Raw genomic sequence first — 24,825 nt, forward strand, 5'->3', positions numbered from 1 at the left:
GTGCCTAAGACTAAATATTGGTGTAAGCAGAAAAAACTTAATTGCCAAAAACTTTTAAATTAGGTGCGGAATGTAGGTTCTATAGCAGACATAAATAGTTTACCAAAAATCGGTGTTATTTATGCTCATTTAGGGATGGATGAATTCCTAGTCAATGCTTTAATTACCTCAGGAGTATCTGGTATCATCAGCGCAGGATTTGGAAAAGGCTATCAACCAAACAATATATCGCAAGCCTTAAGGAGCGCTGCTCAATCAGGTGTCCTTGTTGTAAGATGTTCACGCGCTGGATTTACTCATACAAGTATTGATAAAAATTATGATGATAAATACGGATTCATTGTAGCAAAGGGATTATCACCCCATAAATCAAGTCTCCTGCTATCGCTCGCTCTCAGCAAGACTCGGGATACTACTAAGATCCAAAAGATATTTGAGGAATATTAATTTTATGGAAGAGATGTTTTCACCAATTAAATCCATTGGTTTGTATATAAAAAAATTTAAGGATGTATTTAGAAAATACAAATTGGAAAAAAGTGGTTCTAGGTATAGTTTAGTGAATGTTACATCACGGAATAATGAAATTGAGTTGCACGTGATTCTAGTCGGAATTAAAAAGCAATTTTTAAAATTAAGACCCGAAGATATAATTAATGACGATGAACTTTTATCTGAGTTTTCACCTTGCGATGTGATCTTACCGGTTAAAATTACAATAATATCCTTAGTAATCAATATGATTTTAAGTTTTATATTTGTATGGCCGTTAGCTCATACTGGTTTAGCACTTAGCAAGTGCTTTATCTTCCTGGTTTAATATAACAATGCTTTGGACAATTTTAAATTATCGAAATATTTATTCCATGCAACCAGGGTGGATAAAATTTACACTGAAACTTATATTCTCTAATTACATTCTAGGTGTGTTTTTATGGTATTTCTCAAATAATATTGAAACCTGGATTTTATGGAATTGGTCTAACCGTTTTTTACACCTTATGTTTTTAGGTATGGGATCGATTACTATTTATATTATGTGCTTATGGTTCCCTAAAATTTATAAGCAATATTTTTTAGCTAATCAGAGTTAGGGCCAATGGGTTCATAAGAATCTCTATTTTGCTTAGACATAGTTGGCTCTAATTAACTTTTCCAAAAACATCTGTTGGTACTTTTGTTGGTACGTCCAAAATAAAAAAATAATTTCTCCAATAAAATCAACACCACAGGAATTGAATTCAATTCCTGTCGCCAAACTTAATCTTAGATATTCCTGAAAAGTCCATTTAACCCCGAGGAACACTGGGTTTTTTGAGATTTCGCTTTCTCCGTGCTCCTGATAACAAAAAATATTGGCATATTGCGTATCGTTTTAAGGAGGGAACAAAAGAAGCAATAAAGCTAGCAGTTAAGGCTTAAATGCAACAATATGGTCGTTTGTTATGCTATAGTCACTGCATCATCAGTCTTCAATTTTCATCTGTTCTATCCATGATGATCGAGGGTATAGCCAATGATGCAACAAAACAATTTTCCTTCATTAATCGTGCTTTCAACAGGCCCTAATGGCAAAGTTCAATGCATGGACGACAATGGGAGACGCTTGTCATTGCTTGAGCATGGTAAAGCTCTTGCCTGTGTTTTTGTGCCGAGACTGATGGTGGAGCAGCAGCTGGCGTATAAAGATTATGCTCTTTATGTTTTTGAAAATGCCGATGAGCTGTCAATTAAAATCAATAAAATTAAGCAGCATGAACAGCATGCAATTCTGTTAATCGGCGCAAAGGATCGGCGTGAGATTTATTACATCGAAGACAATACCTTAGTTTCTAGCAAGCCTATATTTATTGATTGTGAGCTGCGTCTTGATGTTATCAATGAACTGGATATCAGCCCAGAGGGTAAAGCGACTAGTCGAGAATTCTATTATCAGGATAAGGTGACTCAATTTTTACGGAATGCCGGTAACCGTGGAAATGAAGCTGAAATAGGTGGTACACGAGTTGGCATTAATGTATTTTCAAGAGATTTTGCTCCGTGTAATGCCGTTGTTGCCCAAAGAAAAATAGATAATCAATTTGTTCTGCATCACTTGACCAGTGCAAACATGGATAAAACTAGACGCGGGGTAGATCTGTTTTTTGATGGGATAACTAAAGGAGAGGGATTGACCTTTTCGGCAGTGATGCAAAATCCTAAGAATAAAAAAAATCACTTAAAAGCACCGATGCTTGCAGCGCAATTAGCAATCCAACTTAAGGATGAGAATGTAGATCGTATTAATATTCCTGAGGGTTATGGAGCAATCGCATGTGTTAATGGTGATACCATAATCATGGCTCAAGAGCTGGAGTTTTTTAAGAATGAATTGGATAAACAAAAATTCATCAGTCAGCTTAAAACAAAAAACGAAGATATCACACGTTTTATTGAATTAGATAATGAACGTCTTTCCTTATCTGAAACGGCAAAAGAACTCAGAGAACAACTGCAAATAGAAAAAAATAACCCTGTAATGGAGAATACATACAGTAATCTTTTGGGGCAACTAGGCTTTTTCCCCATCACCCAGGAAAATTTACCTGAAGTTGAGAATAAAAACCTGAAACTGCAAAACAACTCCAGAGGCAACTTCGAGTAGAAGATAACCTTGGAATGAGGGATGTATACACAAACCTTTTAGGGCAACCAGGTTTATTCTCAACGGTTCTGGAAAATTTACCTCACATCGAAAAAAAGAGTAAGTGTTCTTTAATATACGTCGGATTAGAGCCATTATATAGACGCATCAACCTGCTGAGTATCTGTTTTAAATCTATCAGTCAGAACACATGCTTCTATACATCAAAGTAAGTATCGGCTATCCTGCTAATTGCATTTTATATCAGTAAAAGGAATTTAATATGAGTAAAGTATTAGTATTATATTATTCAAGCTATGGCCATGTTGAGACAATGGCCTATGCGGTTGCAGAGGGTGCAAAAGAAGTTCCTGGTGTTGAGGTGGTGGTTAAACGTGTACCTGAAACAATGCCAGACGATATCGCCAAAAAAGCAGGGGTAAAACTTGATCAAAAAGCCCCAATCGCAAGTCCAGCAGAGTTAGTCGATTATGATGCCATTATTTTTGGTACACCTACTCGTTTCGGTAATATGGCGGCACAAATGCGCAACTTTCTTGATCAAACGGGTAGTTTATGGGTGCAAGGGAAATTAATTGGAAAAATAGGAAGTGTTTTTGTGTCTACCGGTACAGGGGGGGGAAATGAAACAACGATTACTTCTTTTTGGCATACGCTTGCCCATCATGGAATGTTAATTACCGGGGTTCCTTATAGTGAATCGAGTCTGTTTGATCTGAGTGAAATGCGTGGAAGCTCACCTTATGGAGCGGGTACCATTGCTGGTGCAGATGGCAGCCGTACTCCCTTGGAAATTGAAAAGAAAATTGCTCGTTCCCAAGGACGCCATGTTGCTGAACTTAGCAAAAAAATAGCATAAAGAGATGAGATGCGATTATTGTCCATGATGGCAATGATATGCATCATATTATCTTCTTCAATGTTTGTTGAGGATACATGTTTTATCACCAAAATCAGATAAGAGATAAATGCTAATAAGGAGGTGTTCTCTAATGGAAAATAATAATTCACTACATCCGTGGACCGCTCGATTTGTTGTTGGAATCATCATACTTTTGCTCACGTTTATTGGATTGGTTTTGACCAATATGAAAGCTTCAGGTGCCTGGCAATTTTGGCAAATCACAACGGTTATTATTGCGTTACTGGCATTGGGATTGAGTTTTTATCTTAAGCACACGAATGCTATTGCAACGCCCGCCCTTATTTGGCATGAAATTTTACATTGGTTAGGACTAATTGGTTCGGTCTATATCATGTCAATTTATGTCGATATAGGAATTATCAGCCCATTTCTAGGAACCTTAGGGGTAATTACCCTAATTGCCCAAGCGGTTTTTTTGGCTGGTATTTATATTGAATCGACCTTCCTTTTTATAGGAGTTGTACTTGGTTTATTCGCTATAAGTATTGCTTGGATGGAAACACATATCTTTCTTTTTATTGTACCGATTTTAATTATTGCCATTGTGGCCTTAGGTCTTTTTATGCGGCGCAAGCATTTGGCGTCAGCAGCAACCCCGAACAAAGAATGAGGCAAGAAAAAGATAAAAAAAGCTTAGTTGCTTGCAGAACTTCCTTAAACAGCTTTATCTTAATGTAAGTCGCCCAGCCTACGAAAGGGGCTTAATGCCCCATCAAGGCTATAATTTAAACAATAACCCCAAGCTCAAACCAAGTAATAGGCTCTTGCCCCTCATCATAAATACTAGTAAACCATGAGGGCATTGTCGTTGTAGATGCTGAATTAGTCCCCAAGCCTTCTTGCCTTAAGTCCCAGTTCGCGAATGGTGGCTGCAACTAATCCCAAATGACCCAGTTGTTCACTGCTTACAGTATCTCGATTTAGCATCGCTCGTTAAAAATAAAAAATGATGCACTCAAGCATAACTCATCCCTTTTACATTCAGTCTGAGCTTTTTCTCATTATTACTTGAGCTTTTTCTTAATTTTAAAAAATTGTTTTGAGCTTGCTCAATTTAATGGAGTTTTATTTGAAATTTGGTGCGGAATATAGGTTGCATGTAATGAGGCAGAGGAATATTGCCATCAAACACCCGATGATCAACACTTAAGCCTACAGGTAATATATCTTGTGCTTCAAATTGCTTCGTTGCTTTATTCCAAACCGGTTTCTTTTCAATTTCGGTTAAGGTTAATTTAAAGGTTTCACTGGGAAACAAGGGCGAAATGGCCGCCTGATAGCCCCAATGACCAATGTTACTCAATGAAATAGCCGGTCTTGCAAATAAGAAATCACGATATGCTCGTTCATGCCGAGGAGTAAGCAGGCGGTTTACCACCTCATTTAAATAGGGATGTTCTTTTTGTAAGGCTTGGGTTTTTTTATAACAATAGGTCATGATGGCCATATCATGCTGAATATGCTGCGCTAATTCCGCCATCGTCATTTCATGACAATTTGTAAACTCAATCGCGCCTAACTGTTCACTGCCTGGAATCTTTACTGCAAGCGCCACATGGCTATCATGGGAGTTATACAGTTTATGATTGAAAATATAATTTCTCGCCTGTGGGTTATCATAGCAGGCCTTACTTAATGCTTGTAACATCAGGCAGGTGATGGTTTCCGGTTTAAATTTCTTTTCGAAGAAACAAACAGGGCTTACATTAATGCTAAAAATGGCTGACTCAGTAGGTAATTCGGGATCATTCCATAACGCGGACAATAATTTACGAACATTGGTAAGTTCAACTGGCGTATCTTTTTCATAATCATGAGACAGGTTTCTCAACAATAAGGGCATGCTCTCCATAAACAACTGCCAATGGGCTGAGGGCGTGATGCCTATTTGTTTCAGCATGGAATGTTGTTTCTGGTTAATATGGTTCATTAACTTCAATGAACCTTCCTTGCCTAAAAGGATGCCCAGGGTCGTAACGTATTGTTCATGAGCGAATACGGTATTAATTAATTCATCTTCAAAAATGGCTAATTTTTTCTTTAAATATTCTTTATTAGGCAAGCCAATCTGGCGGTATAGTTCATATTCATCCATATGCCGGCTTTCATCTGCAAGCACCGCTTCAAAAACGCTAACGGCAACGTTTTTCTCTGTCATGGCAACACATAACTCTTCTACCCAACCTTCACCGACTAGATTTACTAACGTTAACGAGGTTGCTAAATCATCTTCGCTCTCAAGAGAAGAAATAAAATGATTGATGCTCTTTTGATGTCCTAGGGGTAATGCATAAGGAGCCGATAGCTGGAATGCAAGCCGGGTAAACATCGTCGCATGAAAAATCTCATCCGTAATTCGCTGGCGCATTTGTTGATACAAATCAGTGCCATGCAATTTATCAAGCGATCTTATTAGGCCTCTTAAACCAATTGTTTCTAATTGGGCAAATAATGAGAATAAATGAATGTAGATAAGCTTATCATGCTCAAGTTGAAATGGTATTTCATTATAAAATATTTTATCAATTCGATTCTGGATTGTTTCCTTTTCCGCGGCAGTTAGTACAGACCATGCTTTATTACTTTAAGATGAGTCTCAGCTGGGGCCGATGATTGGCGTTGCTATTAGCCTTTTCGCCATTCTTTATCTTTGTATCTTATACTGCATTAATTGAGCACAGTAAAAACCCCATGGTTTTTACTTATTATTTAATGACCGCAATAAGTCTAAGCTTTGCTGTTGCTTGCGTTATTGCCAAAACAAAGAGTTATTATGACAACACTAGAATGGTTAACGAAACTCATTGCATTTGATACGACTTCTCGAAATTCAAATATGCCGCTTATTGATTATGTGGCTAATGCCTTCAATGAGCTGAATCTTGAGCCGATTTTAATTCATGATGCGATAGAGCCTAAAGCAAATTTATTGGCTACTTTACCTGCGAAAAATGGTTGTCGCGAGGGGGGGCTTGTCTTGTCTGGTCACACTGATGTGGTTCCTGTTGATGGGCAGGATTGGGCAACGGATCCTTTCAAAGCTACCGTAATTGGCGATAAAGTATATGGACGTGGCGCCTGCGATATGAAAGGTTTTATTGCGGTTGTTATGGCTCTTATCCCTAAATTGAAAGCGCAAAACTTTGCATTTCCTATTCATTTTGCCTTTTCTTACGATGAGGAAATCGGTTGTTTGGGGGCGCCGCATTTAATTGACAAAATGGAGGCGCTTAATTACCAACCTAAAGCCTGTATTGTAGGTGAGCCAACACTCATGTTGCCGGTTATTGGTCATAAAGGAAAGCGCTCTTATCGTTGCCAAGTTCATGGCGTTGCCGCTCATTCATCATTGACTGATCAAGGATGCAATGCAATTGAGCATGCGGCGAGCTTTATTAGCTATCTTCGTTCCATCGCCCAGTATTTTAAAAACGAAGGTACACAGGATCAGGCTTATGATGTGCCTTATACCACCTTAACAACTAATTTGGTTCACGGTGGTAATGCTTATAATACGATTCCTGGCTTATGCGAGTTTATTTTTGAATTTAGGAACTTGGCACAAGACAATCCTGACGTACTCCACAAAACGATTTTGACCTATGTTGCAGAGCAGTTAGAACCAGCGATGCATGAAGAGCAATCGGTGGCCAAGGTTGTTCTGGATACCATTGCTAATGCCCCTGGTTTAAATACTCCGCCTACGGAGGCGCTTGTGCGTGCCGCACAAGCGGTAAGTAATAGCTCTGAATTATTAAAGGTTGCTTATGCCACCGAAGCAGGGTTATTTCAACAAGCTCACATTCCAACTATTGTTTGTGGTCCTGGGAGTATCGAACAAGCACATCGTGCCGATGAGTTTGTGGCATTAGCACAATTAGAGCAGTGTGAGCGGTTTATCGAAGATATGCTGCACTCACCATTTTTAGGACATTAGAAAAAACTGTAGCCTTGGTGCGGTGCTGCATCAAGGCTACAAAAATAGCCAAAATTTATATACAGTGCTTATTTACGTTTCGGCAATGCCACATACAATGAGCCTGTGTGATTCAACTCATTTGCTTCCACACCCGCTCGATCTCCTTCCCCTTTATAGACGTCAACATGAGCCCCTATAATGGCACCGCCGGTATCTTGAGCTACACACCAGGAAGTGGTTTTTTTGCAGTTATAAATAAAATTCATGCCAATAGGAATGACTTTATGATCGGTTGCACAGGAAGCATGTGCCGTTAACGAAATATTTTCTGAACCATAAGGTCCGCCATCTTCTTTAGCAAAGAATACATAGCTTTGGTCACGATTTCGCAAGTTATCCGCTTTAGTCCGGTTAAGTGGGTTATCCAGATATTGGCGAATTTGCTTTTCTGATGCCGCACTTTGCCTGATTTCTTTAGACACATTACAACGTAATTTAGCTTCATCATGGCATTTAGGATCTTTAGCACAACGTTCGATGTTGTCCAGATTGCCACCGCAGGTTGGGTCTTGGGCACATTGGACTATACGGCCTAGCATCGTGCGCGGTCTGCCATTAGAGCCATCGTAATTGATATGGAATAACTTGCCATCAAGTATTAATGAACCAGAGCCTTCAAGCATTAAAAACGCCGGATCGTTTGGATCTTTAACATAGCCAATGATGTGTTTGGGGGGTAAGGCGCCATGCTCAATTTCTTCGCGGTCAGGGATAACCGAGTAGGTGTCATTAGCATTTTTCATACAAAATCCACGTGGTATTTTGGTCAGTGGATCTACGCCACAAAGAGGGCCTTTTAATTTAAGCCGTCTGCTTTCCGCCGCTGAATTGACAATGCCTGGATTACCATAGAGTGGATATAAAAATGCACCACCACGTTTGCTACGCGCTTCAACAGCGGCTGGCGCGTAATAAGCGGTAAATTGAAACTCACCCTTTTTAAATCCGGCATGGTTTTCTGGCCAGCCATCACTTTTATACCAGTCAAACTCCGTTTTGAGGTTGGTTAAATATTTTTGAAAATTACCGCGAGCGGCTTTGGCAAAAGCGAGGAGCTTTTTATTGGTATTAATGCACCATTCTTGGCGGGTAAAGCGATGGCCGGAAATAGTCATCGTCTGATATTCTCCACGGTTTTTAGTACAGTTGGCAATCTGATGATTTAAGGCATCAATAATTTCATTCATATTGCCCACAGGATTCTCTAATGGGAGTTCGGATACGGAAATTTTATGAAACTTAAAGCGTAATACCCCTGGCTCTTTGGCTGCCATTTTCTGGCGGGTGGTAAAGTCTGCGAATCGTCTAACATCCAAACAACGTTGGATTGGATCGGCAGGTAGAGCTGCTTGAGTAACGATGCTAAACATCATTAGTGCAATTATGAGAGCTGATTGAAACATGTATATCCTTTAGCCTGGTTAGGGTTGAGTTGGTAACCAAGATTATATAGGCTATTGTTCAGTCATCAAAGGTATGCATCGCGTTTAATTGGTGGGGCCATTCATCATCTCCAAACAACGGCCCAAAAACTGAAGCTTTCCCTGTTTCTCTGCTCCAACAGATAGTCCCAAGATTAAAATGCCACCATTCACCCTACCAGAGGCACAAAAAACAGGCCCCCTAAGGAGGTACTAAAATTAATATCTGGGGTGTGATGATATGGGGCGTTAGCAGCATTTTTTGATCTAGTCATGAGTAAAGTTACTCATAAATTGTTCTAGAAGAAGTAAGCTCAACGTTATAAGATTCGTGCATGTAAAAATAGCAGGATTTAAATAAATGATTTCGATGTTTGCAATTCCTAACTGTGACACGGTAAAAAAAGCCCGTAGTTTTCTCGAAAAAAATAAAGTTGCGTATGAGTTTATTGATTTCAAAAAAACACCACCCACACCAGAGCAAATAAAACAATGGAGTACTTTTTCCGGCGAGCTTCCGGTCAATAAACGAGGGACCACCTACCGGAAATATAAAGATGAATATGAAGCGTTAAATTTAGAGGAAAAAATAGCGTTTATTATCGCGAACGTTTCTCTTATCAAAAGACCTGTTTTGGAAACAAATGGCAAAATAATCGCATTAGGCTTTGATGAAGAACATTATAACGAATTAATAAAATAGGTACCTTCAAATTAAAACAATAAGCGGAATATCAACCAGGTGCCGCCAAGGAGAGTTACTCCGCCCATAATGTAACTAATCACGTTTATGAAATTAGAAGGGGTATCCAGTTTACATCGTCCCAGGGCTAGGATTCGCATTCTATTTTAACATGTCTGTAGTATTTTTGTCTCCTGGCATGTTAACGAATAATATTATCAATCGGTTACAGATTACTGTAAAATGCCAGCTCAAATTACAGGCTAGCTGTTATGTAGCTTGGTTGCGTGCAACCAGGTTTTCGATAAAAGAAGAATCCTGGTTATAGTAACCAGGCTACGACAAGGACGAACAACATGCTGCATTTGTGTAAAAAGGTATTACTCTGCGTATCGCTTATTTCTGCTGTAACCTATGCTTCTGCTTCCTCATTTTCAGGCTTAGTGGGGGTGGATTATCAGCCGAATCATTATCCCAATGGGAACCTGCTTAATTACCATGATGTATTTTATGTTGGTACGAATACAGCGGGTAAAGCCATTACCAACGTCTATGCAGAACTTTCTCAATTAAAAGCGGCAGGATTTACCACCGTTCGTTCTTATCAAACAACGGATTATTCTTGGGTAGATATCATCAACCAGGCCAATGCCTTAGATATGAAGGTCATCTACGAAGCAGTGATTCCGCAACAAGCTACGGATTCGGCATACGCCGGCGGCTGTCCCACCGCCCCTGTAGCGCAAAACTATATTCCTTGTGCTCAGACCGTACTTAATACGGTAATTAATACCGTGGGCACACAAGTGTTCCAAAATACCGTGGTTCTGGTATTTGCAGGACATGAAAACTATTGTGACGCAGGGAATACAACTGCACCGTGCAATAATCCTACTACTTCGAATGTGAGCTACCTGACTTCTGCAGTTAGCGCACTGCAAAGTACCTTAACTGCGGCAGGACTCACTACCCCTGTTGGCTCTGCTTTGGTAAGTGGTAATTTGACAACCCCCAGTTCTGCGATTTCGCAAGACATGGTCACCTTGGTTAACAGTTATTCCGCTACTGCCCCCTTGGCTTTTGATCCTTATCCTTTTCAATGGGGGGTAACACCCGCATCTGCGGTGTGGACTCAACCCTTAACGACAACGCAGCTAAATAATTCATTAGCTTGGGATTATTTGCGTGTTGTTGGTTCAACCAACCCTCCGGCAAATCCAACAGCGCCTACGCAACCTTTTTACACGCCTTTGGGGCGCACACTTTTATCTGCTGAAACCGGTTGGGCAACGCAGGGCAGTACGTCAATTTATGCATGTAATAGCCCTGGTCCTTGTGTACCCTCTGTTGCCAATGCGGTGACGTATTATCAAGCTCTTTACCAACAAGCGAGCACCAATTTTGTTGCCAGCTCAGGATATCCTATCGGTGTTTTGGCATTTGAAGCTTATGATGAACCAGTTAAAGGAGTAAGTTCGGCAGAAGGGAATTATGGTCTTTTTGATACCAACTGTAATCAAAAGGCTGCGGGCTTAGTCCCGAATAATGTGATGGTTGCAGACAATGGCTGCAAAGGATTTTCTGGAGGGGCCTTGCTCACGATTGTTGGTTTTGGCAATCCGTATACGCTCATTATCACGCAAACCAACCCGGTTACCGGTAAAAATGCCAATATAGTTATGTCCAGTACCGGCAATCAAGGCCCATTGGCAGATGCTCCATGGTCAGAGTATCTAGTATTTCCTGGTGCAAAAATTACTATTAGAGGAAATCCTTCCTGTACCAGTACGGTGCAATCGATTAATGCTGCACAACAAATTACCTTTTCTGGCAAATGTAACTGCCCGAATAATAATGGCAATAACTGTTATTTCTAAAAGCATATAAATGAAACCATCGTATGTTGCGGCGGTTTCTCTGGAGATTAATGTGAAGCAGCTCAAGTTATGTTTATTTGTTTGGGGGTTAATGAATTCATTAGCATTTGCAGGTACTTTAGGCGAGGTTTCTTCGGCATCTGCTAATCAAACCGGGATTTTCATAGGACTCGGTGGTAGCTATAACTTTGTTCGCCTGAATTCAAATCTATCCGGAACGCTTAATGTAACCGGTGGCTTTCCGCCACTGGGAGTATTTGCCGGGGGTAGGGAGTCTTTCCATAATAGTGCAGATGATTTTTCCCTTGAGGCGCAAGCCGGTTATTTTAAACATTTTCCAGGTAGTGAATGGTTGTGGGGGCTTGAGTTTTTCTACCAATACACTAATCTAAAAATTAGATCGCCAGCCTTTGTACGTGCGATTGATTTAACGGATCCAGCGGTGAGTACGACGGACACCATGAGCCTTGCTGCCATCGAAGCTAAAGTGAATGATACCTTAATGTTGCCAGCTTTTATTGGGCGCTCCTATAAAAACAGTTTTATTTATGTTGGTATCGGTCCTTCATTATTTAATACTCAACAAAAAATCACCGAAATTAACGATACGGAGTCTGCCTATTATCTTGGTAGCCTGAATGGCATCACTAAAAACAAATGGATATGGGGTGGGGCCGTACAGGCGGGTATGGCTTACTATGTTAATTCTACCTGGTTCTTTAAGTTAAATTATATCTGTGCGTTTACAGGTAATTATGCACTAAACAAGACTGTTGCCTTCGCGCCAGAAATGAACCAGGGATTTAATTCGGGCACTTTTAGTTTTCATAGCCGACAAAGTCTTGTTAGCCAAGAGGTAGCGCTGTCGCTCAATAAAGTATTTGCATTATAAGCATAAAGTGGCTGGGATTATTTCCGGATTATGGTTGAGGAGATAATCCGGTATAGAGGTCGGTGAAGGTGCTTTGCTCGGTTACAGGATTATCTGTAGGTGCTGTAAGCTGTGTTGCAGCAAAGAAACCTGACTCGCTTGCATTTGAGGAGGAGGCTTTGTTGTTCTCGTCACTCAGTTCTTTTAATTGCTTATGCAACGCCTTGACTTGAGCGTACAGTTGCTTTTCTTCTTCTAAGCGTTTAGCCTCTTGCTTTGTGGGTAACATCGCTTTATTCATGGTTTTAATGCAGTCAGTATTACGTGTTAAACCATCGAACGTTTTTTGAATATTCTCATTTGAAAGGGGAGCGCTGTTAACATCTTGGCATACTTCAGAATTGTCCCAAAAACGAGATTCGAGCGTTTTTTTTACTTGGTGATTTTATCTAATTTCTCCAGAATTTCACTTAGCTGCGTAAGAATTACTTGTTCTTTCATAACAAAATCCTATTTAATTAAAAAGTACATCTTAAAACTATTGGCAAGAATAGCAGGGCTAATAAAATCAATTGCCAAAATACTCTGTAATCAAGTAACTTAGAACCTAAATAGTTCTTAATGTATGTATAAAACATTAGTCAAAAAGGCGCGTTATTCTCCGCAATTTGCAATACAAAGACAAGTAATATTGTGTCTGTTAAAAGCATAGAAATGTAAATAGACTCTTGTTAAGAATGTTTAAATATGCATGAATAGAGAGTAGAAATAATTAAATAATGACGAATGGATTAACACTGTATGAAAATCAAATTATTTGAGATTTTAAAGCTAAAGAATAGCTTATATGGATTTTGTGCGCTGTTGTTTTCGGTGAACTGCTGGGCGATAAATGCAGAGGCAGCGCTGACTAAAAAGATTAAGGACATTGAGAAACAATCTAATTTAGTAATCGGGATCACTGCCATCCACATCGAGAAAAATCAGATGATTGCGCATAATAGTAATCAGCGTTTTTTTATGGCAAGCACGATTAAATTACCCATCGCTGTAGCTTTTTTACATCTTGTGGATGAAAAAAAGGAATCATTAAGTCGTATGATTAAACTGAACTCCAAAAACTCGGTTCCAGGCTCAGGCTATTTACATCATCTGTTTGAAAAGAAACAAATTAATATCTCCTTGCAACAAATATTAAAGTACACGCTGATCAATAGCGATAATAGTGCTAGTGATTCATTGTTAAATGCTGCTAAGGGGCCTGAGGCAGTAAAAAAACGTATGGCTGCTCTGGGTTTTAAAGACATCTATGTTAATCGTTCCATCATGGAAATGTTCGTAGATACCAATCATGTGGACCATGCTTTATTAAAAAAACGCCCACCTGTAGTGACTTGGGAACGTGCTTTTGGGCGCGTTTCCCTTAAAGACAAACAGAAGGCTTGGCAGCGTTTTCAAAAAGATACCCGTGATACAACGACTCCAAATGATATGGCTAAGCTCTTGGTGAAAGTCTATAAAAACCAAGCACTATCAGCCTCTAGCACTCAGTTGCTGATGAAGATCATGGAACAGTGTCGAACCGGTAGAAGTCGCATAAGAGGTTTGTTGCCTCCAGGGGTCAAAGTGGCGCATAAAACGGGCACTTGGTCTATCTATGAGCCCAAATACTTAAATTATTCAGGCTCTAAGAAGCTGTATCGTTTTGTCAGCGATGTTGGGATTATTACCTTACCTCATAATAAAGGGCATATTGCCATCGCGGTTTATGTGAAATCGCGGTCTGCGAGCGATTATCCCAGAAGCCGTGCAATTGCGTTGGCAAGCCGAGCTATTTACGATCATTTTATGAAGTCTTAGCTTGAGCGAGGAGTTACCTATCCCCTTCATTTCTATCTCCTGCGGCTTGTCCGCAGGTTGCTGTGAATTTAGTACGATCTTTGGATGCCGTTTGGCAACCCTAGGGTTGCGAATCACCACTTGGATTCGGTTTATCAGGTTCCGATTCATCGTCTGAATGAAATACGTCATATCCATCCGCCCCTAAAGGTAATCACCTTAATTTAGTGATTCACTTAACTTTAAGTATAGAAGGGGTTTGTGGTTGTTTAATTTTGGCTCAATTTGTTTTCGCCAATTCAAACCTGGAATAGAGGCTAAAATTTGATCTATGCTTATTGGGGAATGAGTACGTATTTATCGTTAAAAGATTACCTATAAAAGGACTTCATACATGAGCACTTCAGATCAAAAACGACAATCTCCAAAGGGTGGCTGCATTGAAACCAAATTAAGCGCCTATGATTTATTGAATAACTCTCTGTTAAATAAAGGCACTGCGTTTACTCAGGAAGAGCGCGAAATGTTTTCTTTACATGGCTTACTTCCTCCTCATGTTGGCTCTTTGGGAGATCAGGAGCGTCGCCGTTATGCAGTGCTTTCCGAATTGCCAACCCAATTGGAAAAATACAGTTTTTTACGAGATCTTCAAGATACCAATGAAACCTTATTTTATTCTTTAATCGCTCATCATATTGAGGAAATGCTTCCTATTGTATACACGCCGACGGTTGGTGAGGGCTGCCAAAAGTTTAGCGAAGTATTTCGCAAACCCCGGGGGCTTTTCATTAGTTATCCCAATAGAGATAAGATTGATCAAATTTTTGCGCATCCACGTTATGATTCCATTAAATGCATCGTTGTTAGCGATGGGGAGCGTATTCTAGGACTTGGCGATCAGGGAGCTGGTGGGATGGGTATTCCGATTGGCAAGATGGCCTTGTACACGGCTTTAGCCGGTATTCATCCCAAGTATTGTTTGCCTATTTTACTTGATGTAGGAACCGATAATGAGGAACGACTTAATGATCCCTTGTATATTGGCTGGCGAAGTAAGCGAGTTCGAGGGGCTGAGTATGACGAATTTATTGATAGCTTTGTTTCTGCCGTAAAACGGCGTTGGCCGCATATTTTGTTGCAATGGGAGGATTTTGCTGGTGCAAATGCGGCGAAAATTTTAGCTCATTATCGCAATCAGCTGTGTACTTTCAATGATGACATTCAAGGTACTGCCGCTATGGCAACCGGAACTTTATTGTCAGCAATTAATGTCACAGGCATTCCTCTACGTGAGCAACGTGTAGTCTTTTTCGGTTTTGGTGGAACCGGGCAGGGAATCGCACAGTTGATTCGTTCGGCAATGGTTGAGGCGGGCTTAACGGAGCAAGAGGCTAGTGAACGTATCTACGCGGTGGATCGTTACGGCCTGTTGGTTGAAGGGGGTAAAGGTCAAAGCCCTTCTCAAGAATTCTTTGTGCGTAAACGCGCGGAAATTGATGGGTGGCAGCTCTCTAATCGTGATGAAATTGGCTTGCTCGATGTAGTTCGCAATGTAAAGCCAACTGCTTTGATCGGGGTTTCTACGCAATTTGGCGCATTTACGGAAGAAATTGTCAGAACCATGGCGCAAAATACCGAACGTCCAGTTATTTTCCCTCTCTCTAATCCTACTTCGCACTGCGAAGCAACTCCCGAGGATTTGCTGCACTGGACTGATGGTCGAGCGTTAATTGGCACTGGCAGCCCTTTTGCACCCGTTACGTTCAAGGGAAAAGAGTATCATATTGACCAGACGAATAATTCCTATGTTTTTCCTGGTTTGGCTTTGGGAATAATGTCGTCACAGGCAAAACATGTTTCTGATGGCATGATTAAGGCAGCAGCACAGGCGCTTGCAGAATGTTCTCCTGCACGGAATGATAAGACGGCAAATCTCTTGCCCCCATTATCGGCATTGCGCTCTATTAGCTATGAGGTTGCAAAAGCAGTGGGCAAGCAAGCCATTGCTGAAGGGCTGGCACGTGTCAATGAAGCAGAATTTGAACAAGAGCTTGCCGCAAGCATTTGGGAACCTGTTTATCGTCCCTATGTATTAGGTAATAACTAGGCTTGCTTTGCGACTAATGGCGCTTACTTGATTTATTCTTTCCCAATAATTTTCCCGAATTACCGCGGCTTGACCACGGTAATTCGGGTTTCTTGTAAGTAGTACAAACAAGCAGATACGCTTTTTAAGCACTTAAAGGTGTGAGCGTTGTAACAAAATCATCAAAAGATTGCTGAACCTGCTTAAAACAAATAACCCAGGGGCAGTGGCCTGCATTGGGGATAAGCTTGTTCATAATGTTGGGGCTTTGAAACCGCTCATCATTGAGAAAAATTTGTGGTGGACAAATATAATCTTCCTCACTGGCAATGGTCATTGCTGGAATGCTTTTAGGACTCCACTTGCATACATAATCAGTATAAAAATGTTCCACTGCATAGTAATAGGCGGCATTATTGAATGCAAAAAGAGGGATCATTTTTTCACCCTCAGAGAGCTCATCTGCTGTAAAGCAATAATGTTTATAGGTCTGCCAAAACTCTTTATAAGTTTCATCTGATGGCTCTAAATGATACTGGCCGGCGGCAGGCACCAGATCAGGTAGGTTATGCTTTTCTTGCATGGCGCTAATTTGGGGGAAAAAGGTATTTTGCGTTGTGGTATTCATTAGCACTAAACCTGACAACTGTTCTTCCAGTTCAGGCATCATCATGACAAGCATTCCTGAAAAACTATGAGTAACCAGTATGGGATTAGTAAAGGACTGAAGTAGGTCTTTAAGTCCTATTTTCCAGTGTTCCAGGTCCAATTCACCATGAGCTGTATTGGTTCCATCTTGAGGGAAGTCCAGTACAAAAATAGTTCCAGGTAGCTGTAATTTTTTACAAAACTCGGTCAAATATTCTGACCCCAAGCCAGGCCCCCCTGGCAAAAAGAGCCAGTTAGGTCCTGAGCCTGCGGTAATTTGATTTATTCTATAACCATAATCAGTGTAGTTCATCGGTACTCTATTTCTTATTTTGCCAGGCAGCGAAAAACTCTTCGGCACGTTGTTTAATTTGCTCATTGCTTAGATCGGCCGTATGGGGCGCTATCATCCAACTGTATCCAAAGGGGGCTTTTACTTGACCTACGTGATCGCCCCAAAACATGTCGACTATAGGCATGGTTACTTGAGCACCAGCATCAACTGCTTGTTTAAATGCACTATCAACATCATCCAATATTGACGTAAGTTGGGTGATAAGGATCCCCTAAAAATTTTGATAAATCAACCCCTGGTCTGCCTTAGTCAGCAGGATATCTAGTGTTTTTGGATAAGCCCCATAATATTTTAGCTGCTATTTTTCAAAAAGTTAGCTTCTATACAATCGGTAGTTTCAGGGCTTCAGGAAGAATTAATTCGGAGTTTAATCTAAAGAGCCAGCCTCCAGTTCATTGAGAGCTGGAGCATTGGCGATATAAAAATCAGGAGATAACTTGAATACTAAAGCATGCTGATGACGTATTGCTGCCCTTAATTTCGATTGGCGGATCTATCGGTAAGCCACTTGCATAAAAAGTTAAGGTACCTGATGAGTGAGGGGCGATACTGGCAAGGCCAGTATCTGGAGATTGGAATATGTCATAAGAGCTGATAAATGCCTGATTTGTTGTGACATTTAAGGAAGTCCTGCCTGAGTTATTGGTAATGGTTAATGTTCCCGAAAAAACCGATGGGGTGAAGACCATCATACACGAACCAGGAATGCCGGTTGGGCAATTACCCTGTAGCTTTTTGGGGCATGGACGGCTGGCAACTGTACCATTGTTAATGCTAATCGCATCAATTTAGTGATTACAAAGCCATTCAATCTTACCTGGAGCGTTTGTATCATTATCCTGGCGTAAGTGAAACGGTTAATTTTTTACAAATTAAGCAACACTATTACTACAGCCATAAAACCATTAACCCAACGCAAATAGTTCCTTTAGGACCTAAATTGGCTTTTGATTAATGGAGCCAGAATTCAAAATAACCTAACCAGGTGGATGCGGGCGTTGGTCCTATGTATGGCACACCAAGAACCGCCTTCTATGTGTTCGGAATGATATTCGAGTTGCTTCGATTGATTGTTCCGTGGGAGGCATATACTAAACTTTGAATTAAGGAATAATTTCCAGGGGATCTTGAGTGAACTATGTGAATAGGCAGCAAGCCGGACAGGTTCTCGCTGACTTGTTGCATGACTACGCAGTAAAAGAGAACAGCCTCATTTTGGCATTACCTCGAGGGGGGGTGCCCGTTGCCTATGAAATTGCAACCAAACTTTGCTTGCCGATGGATATTTTTATTGTGCGTAAATTAGGTGTTCCCGGGCATGAGGAGTATGCCATGGGTGCCATTGCATCTGGAGGTGTTGTAGTTTTTAATGAGGACGTAGTTCAAGGACTGCATATCAATAGCACCGCAATTGAGGAAGTATTGCAGAAAGAAGAGCGAGAATTAGAGCGTCGCGAACAGGTTTATCGGGCGAATAAATCGCCTCTGCAACTTACTGGAAAAACCGTGATTCTGGTTGATGATGGGATTGCTACGGGTTATACCATGCGCGCGGCAATTGCGGCATTAAAACAAAAAAATCCAGCGGAGCTTATTGTGGCTGTTCCCGTTGCGGCAAGGTCTACTTGTGCGGGGATGGCAAACTTGGTTAATAAAATAATTTGTCCATTACAGCCCGCTAATTTTTATGCCGTTGGGTTATGGTATGATGATTTTAGCCAGACATCCGATGAGGAGGTCATGCATTTGATGACTACATTAAGTTCTATTCACTAAGAACCGCTAATAAATGCTCATAGAACGTTCAAATATGCAGTTTAAGGATCATAAACAATGAATTTATTAGATAATAAAATTATTTTAATCACCGGTGCATCGAGCGGCATTGGTCAAGCCTGTGCTCATTATTGTGCAGGACAAGGGGCTCAATTGATTTTGGCTGCTCGTCGCACAGAGCGTTTAGACGAATTAGCGCGGCAATTAACTCAGGAATCAGGTAAAGAACATTATGTCTTAACTTTAGATGTTAGTGATCATGAACAAGTGACTAAACAATTATCCTCTTTACCCAGTCAATGGAAAGGAATTGATGTTTTAATTAATAATGCCGGCTTAGCACTCGATACCTTACCCTTACAGCAAGGAATTGAAGCGCATTGGGATACGATGATTGATACGAATATTAAAGGATTGCTTTATGTCAGTCGTGTCATTGTTCCTGTGATGATGGTTCGTGGCAGAGGGCATATCGTTAATATAGGCTCTATTGCAGGTCATGAATGTTATCCTAATGGTAATGTTTATGCCGCAACAAAACATGCCGTACACGCTATTTCAAAATCGATGCGTTTGGATTTATTGGGAAGTCCTATTCGGGTTACGGAAATCGCTCCAGGAGCTGTGGAAACTGAATTTAGTGAAGTACGCTGGAATGATAAACAAAGAGCCAAAGACTTTTATAGTAGCTTCCATCCATTGGTTGCCGAAGATATTGCTGATGCAATCCTCTATTGTATTACACGGCCGCAACATGTTGATATAGAACAAATGATTATCATGCCAACCGTACAAGCATCTGCCAATCACCTATTCAGAGATCCAGAATAAACCTCAAACGGAGCCCGTATTAGCGCAGCGTATACGGGTATCTGTACCATCATAGCGTAGTTATAAAGAACAAGTCGTGGATCACGAGCTGCACAAAAAGTTTACAATGCCTCGGGTGTTGGTCTATTATTAAACATATGGGTGATGACTGAACCTAACTGAACCATTAAATATTTTCAGATAGGGAGGTTAGTTTGATGGGTGGTGTGCCAGCCTACGTGAGCCATAGTAGGACGCCTTAAGCTCAGCATAAACCTCCAATGTACATTCAGTAGCGGCTCAAGATTTGGTAAGTCGTTACCTATATTATTTCATGAACAGTTTTTGGAATTACGTTTTTCCCTTCCTATCTGTATCCGGTTTCCTGAATAACGTAACCTTCTTTGCTAAACATGGAATCTGGTTGTATAATAATAATACACATAAAGGGAGTGCTAATTTACTTGGAGGTTACCATGAAAAAACTCATTTTCTCTTTTGTTATTAGTTCTTTGCTCCTGTTTATAGCTCCGGGATTTGCTGCGTCTAATTCCTTTATTTATAACCCAGAATTGCGCTCAGACAATATGACTGCCGTTAATTACAATAACGTAGCTAAAGTTGGTACTAATTACGCTTATTGGCATCATAACCATGGGTATCGTCATGGGCATTATAGACATTGGGATCATAGGCACTACAGACATTGGGATCGATGGCACCATCATCATCACCACCATCGTTACTAGTATTAATTAGTTTTAGAATCATAAATATAGGATGGAACCATGAAAAAATTAATCATTGCTTTAGTTATTGTAGTGCCAATGCTCTTAGTAACAAGTTGTGTTACTACAGAAACGGTTTACTATACTCGTGCATATCCCACTCGCACTGTTTATACAGTGGGTAATTATGGTGGACCATATTGGAATGATGCTTATTATTACGGTTATGATGATTTAGGTGATGTGGGGTACTGGGGTATGTATGACTCTTATAATGTTTATTAGAGTTTATAGGCTTTTGGTATTTTTACTTTAGCTAAGTACATCATTCTGAGTAAGCGCCAGGTAGTGACGTTAACTTAAAAGTATTCGAGTTCCCGCGGCTTGTGCCATACACTTGGCCGCGGGAGCCGGAGATCTTGCAACACCGATGGAGCGGTGTAGTTCGCGAGATCCTTACTCTTTAGCGCGCGAAACGTATTCGCCCTTACGCGTATCTACCTTAATTAATTCGCCTGTTTGTACGAATAAAGGTACACGCACTACTGCGCCTGTTTCCAGTATGGCAGGCTTTCCACCACCACCAGAAGTATCGCCCTTTAGTCCAGGATCGGTTTCGGTAATTGCAAGAATAACGAATGTAGGTGGCAGCACTTGAATAGGTTCATTGTTCCATAGGGTAACGATGCAAATATCTTGCTCTTTTAACCATAGTGCGGTGTCATCAAGAATTTCTTTGGTTAGCGCATATTGTTCAAAATTATCTGGAACCATAAAATGCCAGTGCTCGCCATCAGCGTAGAGGTATTGCATTTCCATATCAACAACATCAGCAGAAGGCAAGGTCTCGTTTGATTTGAAGGTACGTTCTACGACTCGACCTGTTTTCAGATTACGAATTTTAATGCGCGTAAAGGCTTGGCCTTTTCCGGGTTTTACGAATTCACAATCAAGGATGGTGCATGGAGCATCATCGACCATTACTTTTAGGCCATTTTTAAATTCATTGGTGCTATAAATTGCCATTAGGACTCCACAGTGTTGAGATTTTTTCTGGTTTTAGTTAAAGTTCGCACAGTTTATCAAGTCTGTGTAATTAATGCGAGATACCTCTTTAAGTTGGCAAAAAAAATTAGCCCAAGGTTTTTCTTCTGTAGCTGATTTATTAGCTTACCTGGAATTACCCTTATCTACTGGAAGCTTATGTGCCGAAGAGCAATTTGCCAGCCGTGTTCCTTTGGGATTTGCACGGCGAATGCAAAAGGGAAATCCTCAAGATCCATTACTGTTGCAAGTTTTAGCAACAACCCAAGAAATGAACTCCCCTACGGAGTATGGGGTTGATCCGTTGCAAGAGCGAGAGAGTAATCCTTTAAGAGGCTTAATTCATAAATACCATGGGCGGGTTCTGCTTACCTTAACCGGTGTTTGTGCTGTTAATTGTCGCTTTTGTTTTCGACGACATTTTCCTTATCAGGAGAATAATCCTGGGCGTCAGGGTTTTAAAGAAATTTGTGAGTACATTGCGAAGGATTCAAGTATTACGGAAGTAATTTTAAGTGGGGGCGATCCACTTTTAGCTGCTGACATCGTTATTACCGCTCTTTTGCAACAATTAGAACAAATTTCGCATGTGCACACCATACGCTTTCATACCCGTATTCCGGTGGTATTTCCAGAGCGCATTGATGCGGATTTTTTATGTTTATTAACAACGACCCGACTGAAGAAAGTGATCGTGTTACATTGTAATCACCCGCAGGAATTACAGGATGACGCGGTAGGACAGGCACTCCATGACTTACGGCAAGCAGGATGCCATTTATTGAATCAATCGGTGTTATTGGCCGGAATCAATGATGATGCGCAGGTTTTAGCCTCATTAAGCCAGTCTTTATTTAATTATGCGGTGATTCCTTATTATTTACATACCTTAGATAAAGTAAAGGGGGCTGCTCATTTTGATATGCCTTTTATTAAAGCTCAGGCAATCTACCAGCAATTGCAACAATTAGTGCCAGGGTATTTATTGCCGCGCTTAGTTTGTGAGGAACCTGGAAAGTTAAGCAAAACGCTTTTAATATAGTACGATGACTCTCTTGCAAAGATAAAAAATGAATACATTACCAGTACTTAAGGCGGGTGATTTAGTTGAGTTGATTGCTCCAGCCTCTCGCTGCACTGATCAGCAATTACAGGAACTAAAAGAACTAGTTAACTCTTGGCAGTTAAATTGCGTGGTTAAAGAAGATATTTTTGCCGAGGATTTATTCTGCGCCAATAGTGATGAGCTTCGTTTTCAACATTTAAAAAAGGCTTTGCTCGATTCGGAAGCTAAAGCGTTGATTTGCGTACGTGGTGGTTATGGTGCGATGCGCTTAATCCCTAGATTAGCAAGCCTGCAACCACCTGAAAAACCAAAGATCTTTGTGGGGATGAGTGACATAACCTCGTTGCATTTGTATTTGCAACAACATTGGGGCTGGGCAACGATTCATGGTGGCGCAACACCAGATAAATTTTCCGCACAATCGCTTGCCGCGTTGAAATCATTGTTGTTTGCAGAGCGTGAAGCGGTTGATTTTTATGGATTAAGACCGCTAAATAACCAGGCCCAAGAGAATCGCATCATTGAATCTACCGTCACAGGAGGTAATTTAACCCTGATTCAAGCGAGTATAGGGACTAATTGGCAATTAGATGGTTGTGGAAAAATTATTTTATTAGAAGAAATTAATGAACGTGGTTATCGTGTGGATCGGATGTTGGAACATCTGCGCCAGTCGAATATTTTTAAAGACGCGGCTGCAGTGCTTTTCGCTGATTTTCTCGGCGGTGAAGAACCCAACGGTACCTCGCTAATTCAACCGGTCTTACAGCGTTTTGCAGATGAAAGTGCTATTCCAGTAGTACAGATGGATGGCATCGGACATGGGGCAACGAACTTCCCCATTCCTTTGGCAACACGCACCGAATTACACTTAGGTAAAGAAATCCACTTAACCTGTCCACGCTAAAAACACTAAAAATCATAGCGCACGGCGTAGGCTAGACTGAAAAGCCCTGCCTACATTAAGCGGGTCTGCCGAGGGCGCGATCATTTTTAAATATCATTAGTCTCATCTTTATAAAGAGTAATTAACTTCTCCTGAGCTGACGAGCTTCCTTGAGTTATCGCTTTATAACTGCCATCACTTTGCATTTCCCACGTATTACTATTATCTTTGAGGTAGTTCTTAATAATTTCTTGCTTGATGCGTTTCTTACATTGTTCATTAAGAATGGGGAACATAATTTCAATTCGATGATACAGGTTGCGCTCCATCATATCTGCACTGGCACAAAAATAATGTTCTTCATTATCAATGCGAAAGTAAAAAATGCGATGATGTTCTAAAAAACGTCCAATATAGGAAAGAACACGTATATTTTCGGAAACACCTGCTAATCCTGGTTTTAAACAACAAACACCACGAACGAGCAAGTTAATTTTCACACCCGCTTGAGATGCTTTATACAAGGCTTGAATCATCGTCTTATCGGTTAGGCCATTTACCTTGAGTAAAATTTCCGCTTCCACCCCTGATTGCGCCGCTGCAGCGCATTGTTCAACATATTGTAGCAATGTTTTTTGTAGGGTAAATGGAGAATGGCTTAATGCCTTCAGTTTAACGACTTTACCTAATCCAGTTAACTGTTGGAAAATAATTTGCGTATCAGCCGTAACCGTTGGTTCGCAGGTTAAAAGCCCTAAGTCCGTATAACGCTGAGCAGTTTTTTCATGATAGTTACCCGTACTTAAGTGTACATAGCGCTTTAATTTGCCATGCGTGCGGCGTACTATCAGAGTCATCTTGGCATGAGTTTTATAACCAACCACTCCATAGAGCACCAGTACTCCTGCTGCATGTAAGCGGTTTGCCAATTTTAAGTTTGACTCTTCATCAAAACGAGCGCGAAGTTCAATAACCGCTGTTACTTCTTTTCCCGAATGTGCCGCATCCACTAAAGCGTCAACCATGGCTGATGCTGAGTGAGTGCGATAAAGAGTTTGGTTTATTGCTAATACATGAGGGTCTGCTGCTGCCTGCCTGAGAAAATCAATGACTACTTCAAAACTTTGATAAGGGTGATGTAACAAAATGTCTTGTTCATCAATAACATTAAATAAATTACGTTCTGCC

At 40.7% G+C, this 24,825-nt stretch carries 25 protein-coding genes and 1 pseudogene; 17 read left to right on the plus strand and 9 right to left on the minus strand.

Translation table 11 applies throughout. The features are described 5' to 3' along the window. The first annotated feature begins 63 nt into the window (after positions 1 to 63). The 5 genes from ACQY7T_RS04220 (at position 64) to ACQY7T_RS04240 (ending at position 4,179) form a co-directional block, all read left to right on the plus strand. Positions 64 to 447 (plus strand): hypothetical protein, encoded by a 384-nt coding sequence (locus ACQY7T_RS04220; RefSeq protein WP_428411463.1) that lies wholly within the window; start codon positions 64 to 66, stop codon positions 445 to 447. Between the two features lie 4 nt (positions 448 to 451). Continuing rightward, entirely contained in the window at positions 452 to 820 is a 369-nt protein-coding gene (locus ACQY7T_RS04225) for a hypothetical protein (RefSeq protein ID WP_428411464.1), read from the plus strand. 696 nt (positions 821 to 1,516) lie between these two features. Then, positions 1,517 to 2,644 carry a hypothetical protein gene (locus tag ACQY7T_RS04230; RefSeq protein WP_428411465.1) on the plus strand — a complete coding sequence of 376 codons (1,128 nt, stop codon included), beginning with the start codon at positions 1,517 to 1,519 and terminating at the stop codon, positions 2,642 to 2,644. Between the two features lie 262 nt (positions 2,645 to 2,906). Further along, positions 2,907 to 3,503 (plus strand): NAD(P)H:quinone oxidoreductase, encoded by a 597-nt coding sequence (gene wrbA / locus ACQY7T_RS04235; RefSeq protein ID WP_428411466.1) that lies wholly within the window; start codon positions 2,907 to 2,909, stop codon positions 3,501 to 3,503. Positions 3,504 to 3,636: 133 nt separating this feature from the next. After that, positions 3,637 to 4,179 (plus strand): hypothetical protein, encoded by a 543-nt coding sequence (locus ACQY7T_RS04240; RefSeq protein ID WP_428411467.1) that lies wholly within the window; start codon positions 3,637 to 3,639, stop codon positions 4,177 to 4,179. A gap of 444 nt (positions 4,180 to 4,623) precedes the next feature. Here ACQY7T_RS04240 and ACQY7T_RS04245 read toward each other — a convergent pair whose 3' ends face one another. Further along, complete coding sequence (locus ACQY7T_RS04245) at positions 4,624 to 5,949, minus strand: 2-oxo acid dehydrogenase subunit E2 (protein WP_428411468.1); 1,326 nt, start codon at positions 5,947 to 5,949, stop codon at positions 4,624 to 4,626. Positions 5,950 to 6,342: 393 nt separating this feature from the next. Between ACQY7T_RS04245 and argE the strand changes: the two genes are divergently transcribed. Further along, complete coding sequence (gene argE / locus ACQY7T_RS04250; RefSeq protein ID WP_428411469.1) at positions 6,343 to 7,506, plus strand: acetylornithine deacetylase; 1,164 nt, start codon at positions 6,343 to 6,345, stop codon at positions 7,504 to 7,506. A gap of 68 nt (positions 7,507 to 7,574) precedes the next feature. Here argE and ACQY7T_RS04255 read toward each other — a convergent pair whose 3' ends face one another. Next, complete coding sequence (locus ACQY7T_RS04255; RefSeq protein WP_428411470.1) at positions 7,575 to 8,951, minus strand: MltA domain-containing protein; 1,377 nt, start codon at positions 8,949 to 8,951, stop codon at positions 7,575 to 7,577. 379 nt (positions 8,952 to 9,330) lie between these two features. Between ACQY7T_RS04255 and ACQY7T_RS04260 the strand changes: the two genes are divergently transcribed. The 3 genes from ACQY7T_RS04260 (at position 9,331) to ACQY7T_RS04270 (ending at position 12,420) form a co-directional block, all read left to right on the plus strand. Continuing rightward, a complete protein-coding gene (locus tag ACQY7T_RS04260) occupies positions 9,331 to 9,672 on the plus strand; it encodes a Spx/MgsR family RNA polymerase-binding regulatory protein (RefSeq protein ID WP_428411471.1) in 342 nt (113 codons plus the stop codon). 335 nt (positions 9,673 to 10,007) lie between these two features. After that, positions 10,008 to 11,528 (plus strand): glycosyl hydrolase family 17 protein, encoded by a 1,521-nt coding sequence (locus tag ACQY7T_RS04265; RefSeq protein WP_428411472.1) that lies wholly within the window; start codon positions 10,008 to 10,010, stop codon positions 11,526 to 11,528. Positions 11,529 to 11,538: 10 nt separating this feature from the next. After that, positions 11,539 to 12,420 carry an outer membrane protein gene (locus tag ACQY7T_RS04270; RefSeq protein ID WP_428411473.1) on the plus strand — a complete coding sequence of 294 codons (882 nt, stop codon included), beginning with the start codon at positions 11,539 to 11,541 and terminating at the stop codon, positions 12,418 to 12,420. A 28-nt stretch (positions 12,421 to 12,448) separates the two neighbouring features. Here the strand turns inward: ACQY7T_RS04270 and ACQY7T_RS04275 are convergent, their stop codons facing one another. Next, the gene (locus tag ACQY7T_RS04275; protein WP_428411474.1) at positions 12,449 to 12,700 is read right to left on the minus strand and encodes a hypothetical protein; all 252 of its coding nucleotides are present in this window, start codon (positions 12,698 to 12,700) and stop codon (positions 12,449 to 12,451) included. A gap of 500 nt (positions 12,701 to 13,200) precedes the next feature. Here ACQY7T_RS04275 and bla point away from each other — a divergent pair, with 500 nt between their 5' ends. Together bla and ACQY7T_RS04285 are read left to right on the plus strand one after the other, a co-directional pair. Further along, positions 13,201 to 14,259, plus strand: coding sequence for a class A beta-lactamase (gene bla / locus ACQY7T_RS04280; protein WP_428411475.1), 1,059 nt, complete (start codon positions 13,201 to 13,203; stop codon positions 14,257 to 14,259). A 373-nt stretch (positions 14,260 to 14,632) separates the two neighbouring features. Further along, positions 14,633 to 16,345, plus strand: a complete 1,713-nt coding sequence (locus ACQY7T_RS04285) for an NAD-dependent malic enzyme (protein WP_428411476.1) — start codon at positions 14,633 to 14,635, stop codon at positions 16,343 to 16,345. Positions 16,346 to 16,469: 124 nt separating this feature from the next. Here the strand turns inward: ACQY7T_RS04285 and ACQY7T_RS04290 are convergent, their stop codons facing one another. The 3 genes from ACQY7T_RS04290 to ACQY7T_RS04300 all read right to left on the minus strand — a co-directional run bounded on the left by ACQY7T_RS04290 (position 16,470) and on the right by ACQY7T_RS04300 (position 18,019). Continuing rightward, a complete protein-coding gene (locus tag ACQY7T_RS04290; RefSeq protein WP_428411477.1) occupies positions 16,470 to 17,285 on the minus strand; it encodes an alpha/beta fold hydrolase in 816 nt (271 codons plus the stop codon). A gap of 7 nt (positions 17,286 to 17,292) precedes the next feature. Next, positions 17,293 to 17,508 carry a VOC family protein gene (locus tag ACQY7T_RS04295; protein WP_428411478.1) on the minus strand — a complete coding sequence of 72 codons (216 nt, stop codon included), beginning with the start codon at positions 17,506 to 17,508 and terminating at the stop codon, positions 17,293 to 17,295. Between the two features lie 244 nt (positions 17,509 to 17,752). Continuing rightward, positions 17,753 to 18,019: a hypothetical protein gene (locus ACQY7T_RS04300; RefSeq protein ID WP_428411479.1), complete on the minus strand. Its 267-nt coding sequence runs from the start codon at positions 18,017 to 18,019 to the stop codon at positions 17,753 to 17,755. Positions 18,020 to 18,141: 122 nt separating this feature from the next. Here ACQY7T_RS04300 and ACQY7T_RS04305 point away from each other — a divergent pair. The 3 genes and pseudogenes from ACQY7T_RS04305 to ACQY7T_RS04315 all read left to right on the plus strand — a co-directional run. Next, positions 18,142 to 18,282: pseudogene (locus ACQY7T_RS04305) on the plus strand (glutathione S-transferase family protein); the annotation flags it as partial. A 176-nt stretch (positions 18,283 to 18,458) separates the two neighbouring features. Next, positions 18,459 to 19,103, plus strand: coding sequence for a phosphoribosyltransferase (locus ACQY7T_RS04310; RefSeq protein WP_428411480.1), 645 nt, complete (start codon positions 18,459 to 18,461; stop codon positions 19,101 to 19,103). Between the two features lie 57 nt (positions 19,104 to 19,160). After that, entirely contained in the window at positions 19,161 to 19,934 is a 774-nt protein-coding gene (locus tag ACQY7T_RS04315) for an SDR family NAD(P)-dependent oxidoreductase (protein ID WP_428411481.1), read from the plus strand. A gap of 606 nt (positions 19,935 to 20,540) precedes the next feature. Here ACQY7T_RS04315 and ACQY7T_RS04320 read toward each other — a convergent pair. Further along, positions 20,541 to 20,684 carry a hypothetical protein gene (locus ACQY7T_RS04320; RefSeq protein ID WP_428411482.1) on the minus strand — a complete coding sequence of 48 codons (144 nt, stop codon included), beginning with the start codon at positions 20,682 to 20,684 and terminating at the stop codon, positions 20,541 to 20,543. A gap of 17 nt (positions 20,685 to 20,701) precedes the next feature. Between ACQY7T_RS04320 and ACQY7T_RS04325 the strand changes: the two genes are divergently transcribed. After that, entirely contained in the window at positions 20,702 to 20,926 is a 225-nt protein-coding gene (locus tag ACQY7T_RS04325) for a hypothetical protein (protein WP_428411483.1), read from the plus strand. A 171-nt stretch (positions 20,927 to 21,097) separates the two neighbouring features. Here ACQY7T_RS04325 and efp read toward each other — a convergent pair whose 3' ends face one another. After that, the gene (efp, locus tag ACQY7T_RS04330) at positions 21,098 to 21,667 is read right to left on the minus strand and encodes an elongation factor P (protein ID WP_428411484.1); all 570 of its coding nucleotides are present in this window, start codon (positions 21,665 to 21,667) and stop codon (positions 21,098 to 21,100) included. A 73-nt stretch (positions 21,668 to 21,740) separates the two neighbouring features. Here efp and epmB point away from each other — a divergent pair, with 73 nt between their 5' ends. After that, on the plus strand, positions 21,741 to 22,727 hold the full coding sequence (gene epmB, locus ACQY7T_RS04335) for an EF-P beta-lysylation protein EpmB (RefSeq protein ID WP_428411485.1): 987 nt from the start codon (positions 21,741 to 21,743) through the stop codon (positions 22,725 to 22,727). Between the two features lie 28 nt (positions 22,728 to 22,755). Beyond that, positions 22,756 to 23,658, plus strand: a complete 903-nt coding sequence (locus ACQY7T_RS04340) for a S66 peptidase family protein (RefSeq protein ID WP_428411486.1) — start codon at positions 22,756 to 22,758, stop codon at positions 23,656 to 23,658. Positions 23,659 to 23,744: 86 nt separating this feature from the next. On the opposite strand, the gene ppk1 is transcribed toward ACQY7T_RS04340, so the two are convergent. Then, positions 23,745 to 24,825, minus strand: a 1,081-nt coding sequence (gene ppk1 / locus ACQY7T_RS04345) for a polyphosphate kinase 1 (protein WP_428411487.1), incomplete at its 5' end; no start/stop codon positions are given.

This window comes from Legionella sp. (genome assembly GCF_965140895.1).
In the GTDB taxonomy this organism is placed as follows: Bacteria; Pseudomonadota; Gammaproteobacteria; order Legionellales; family Legionellaceae; genus Legionella.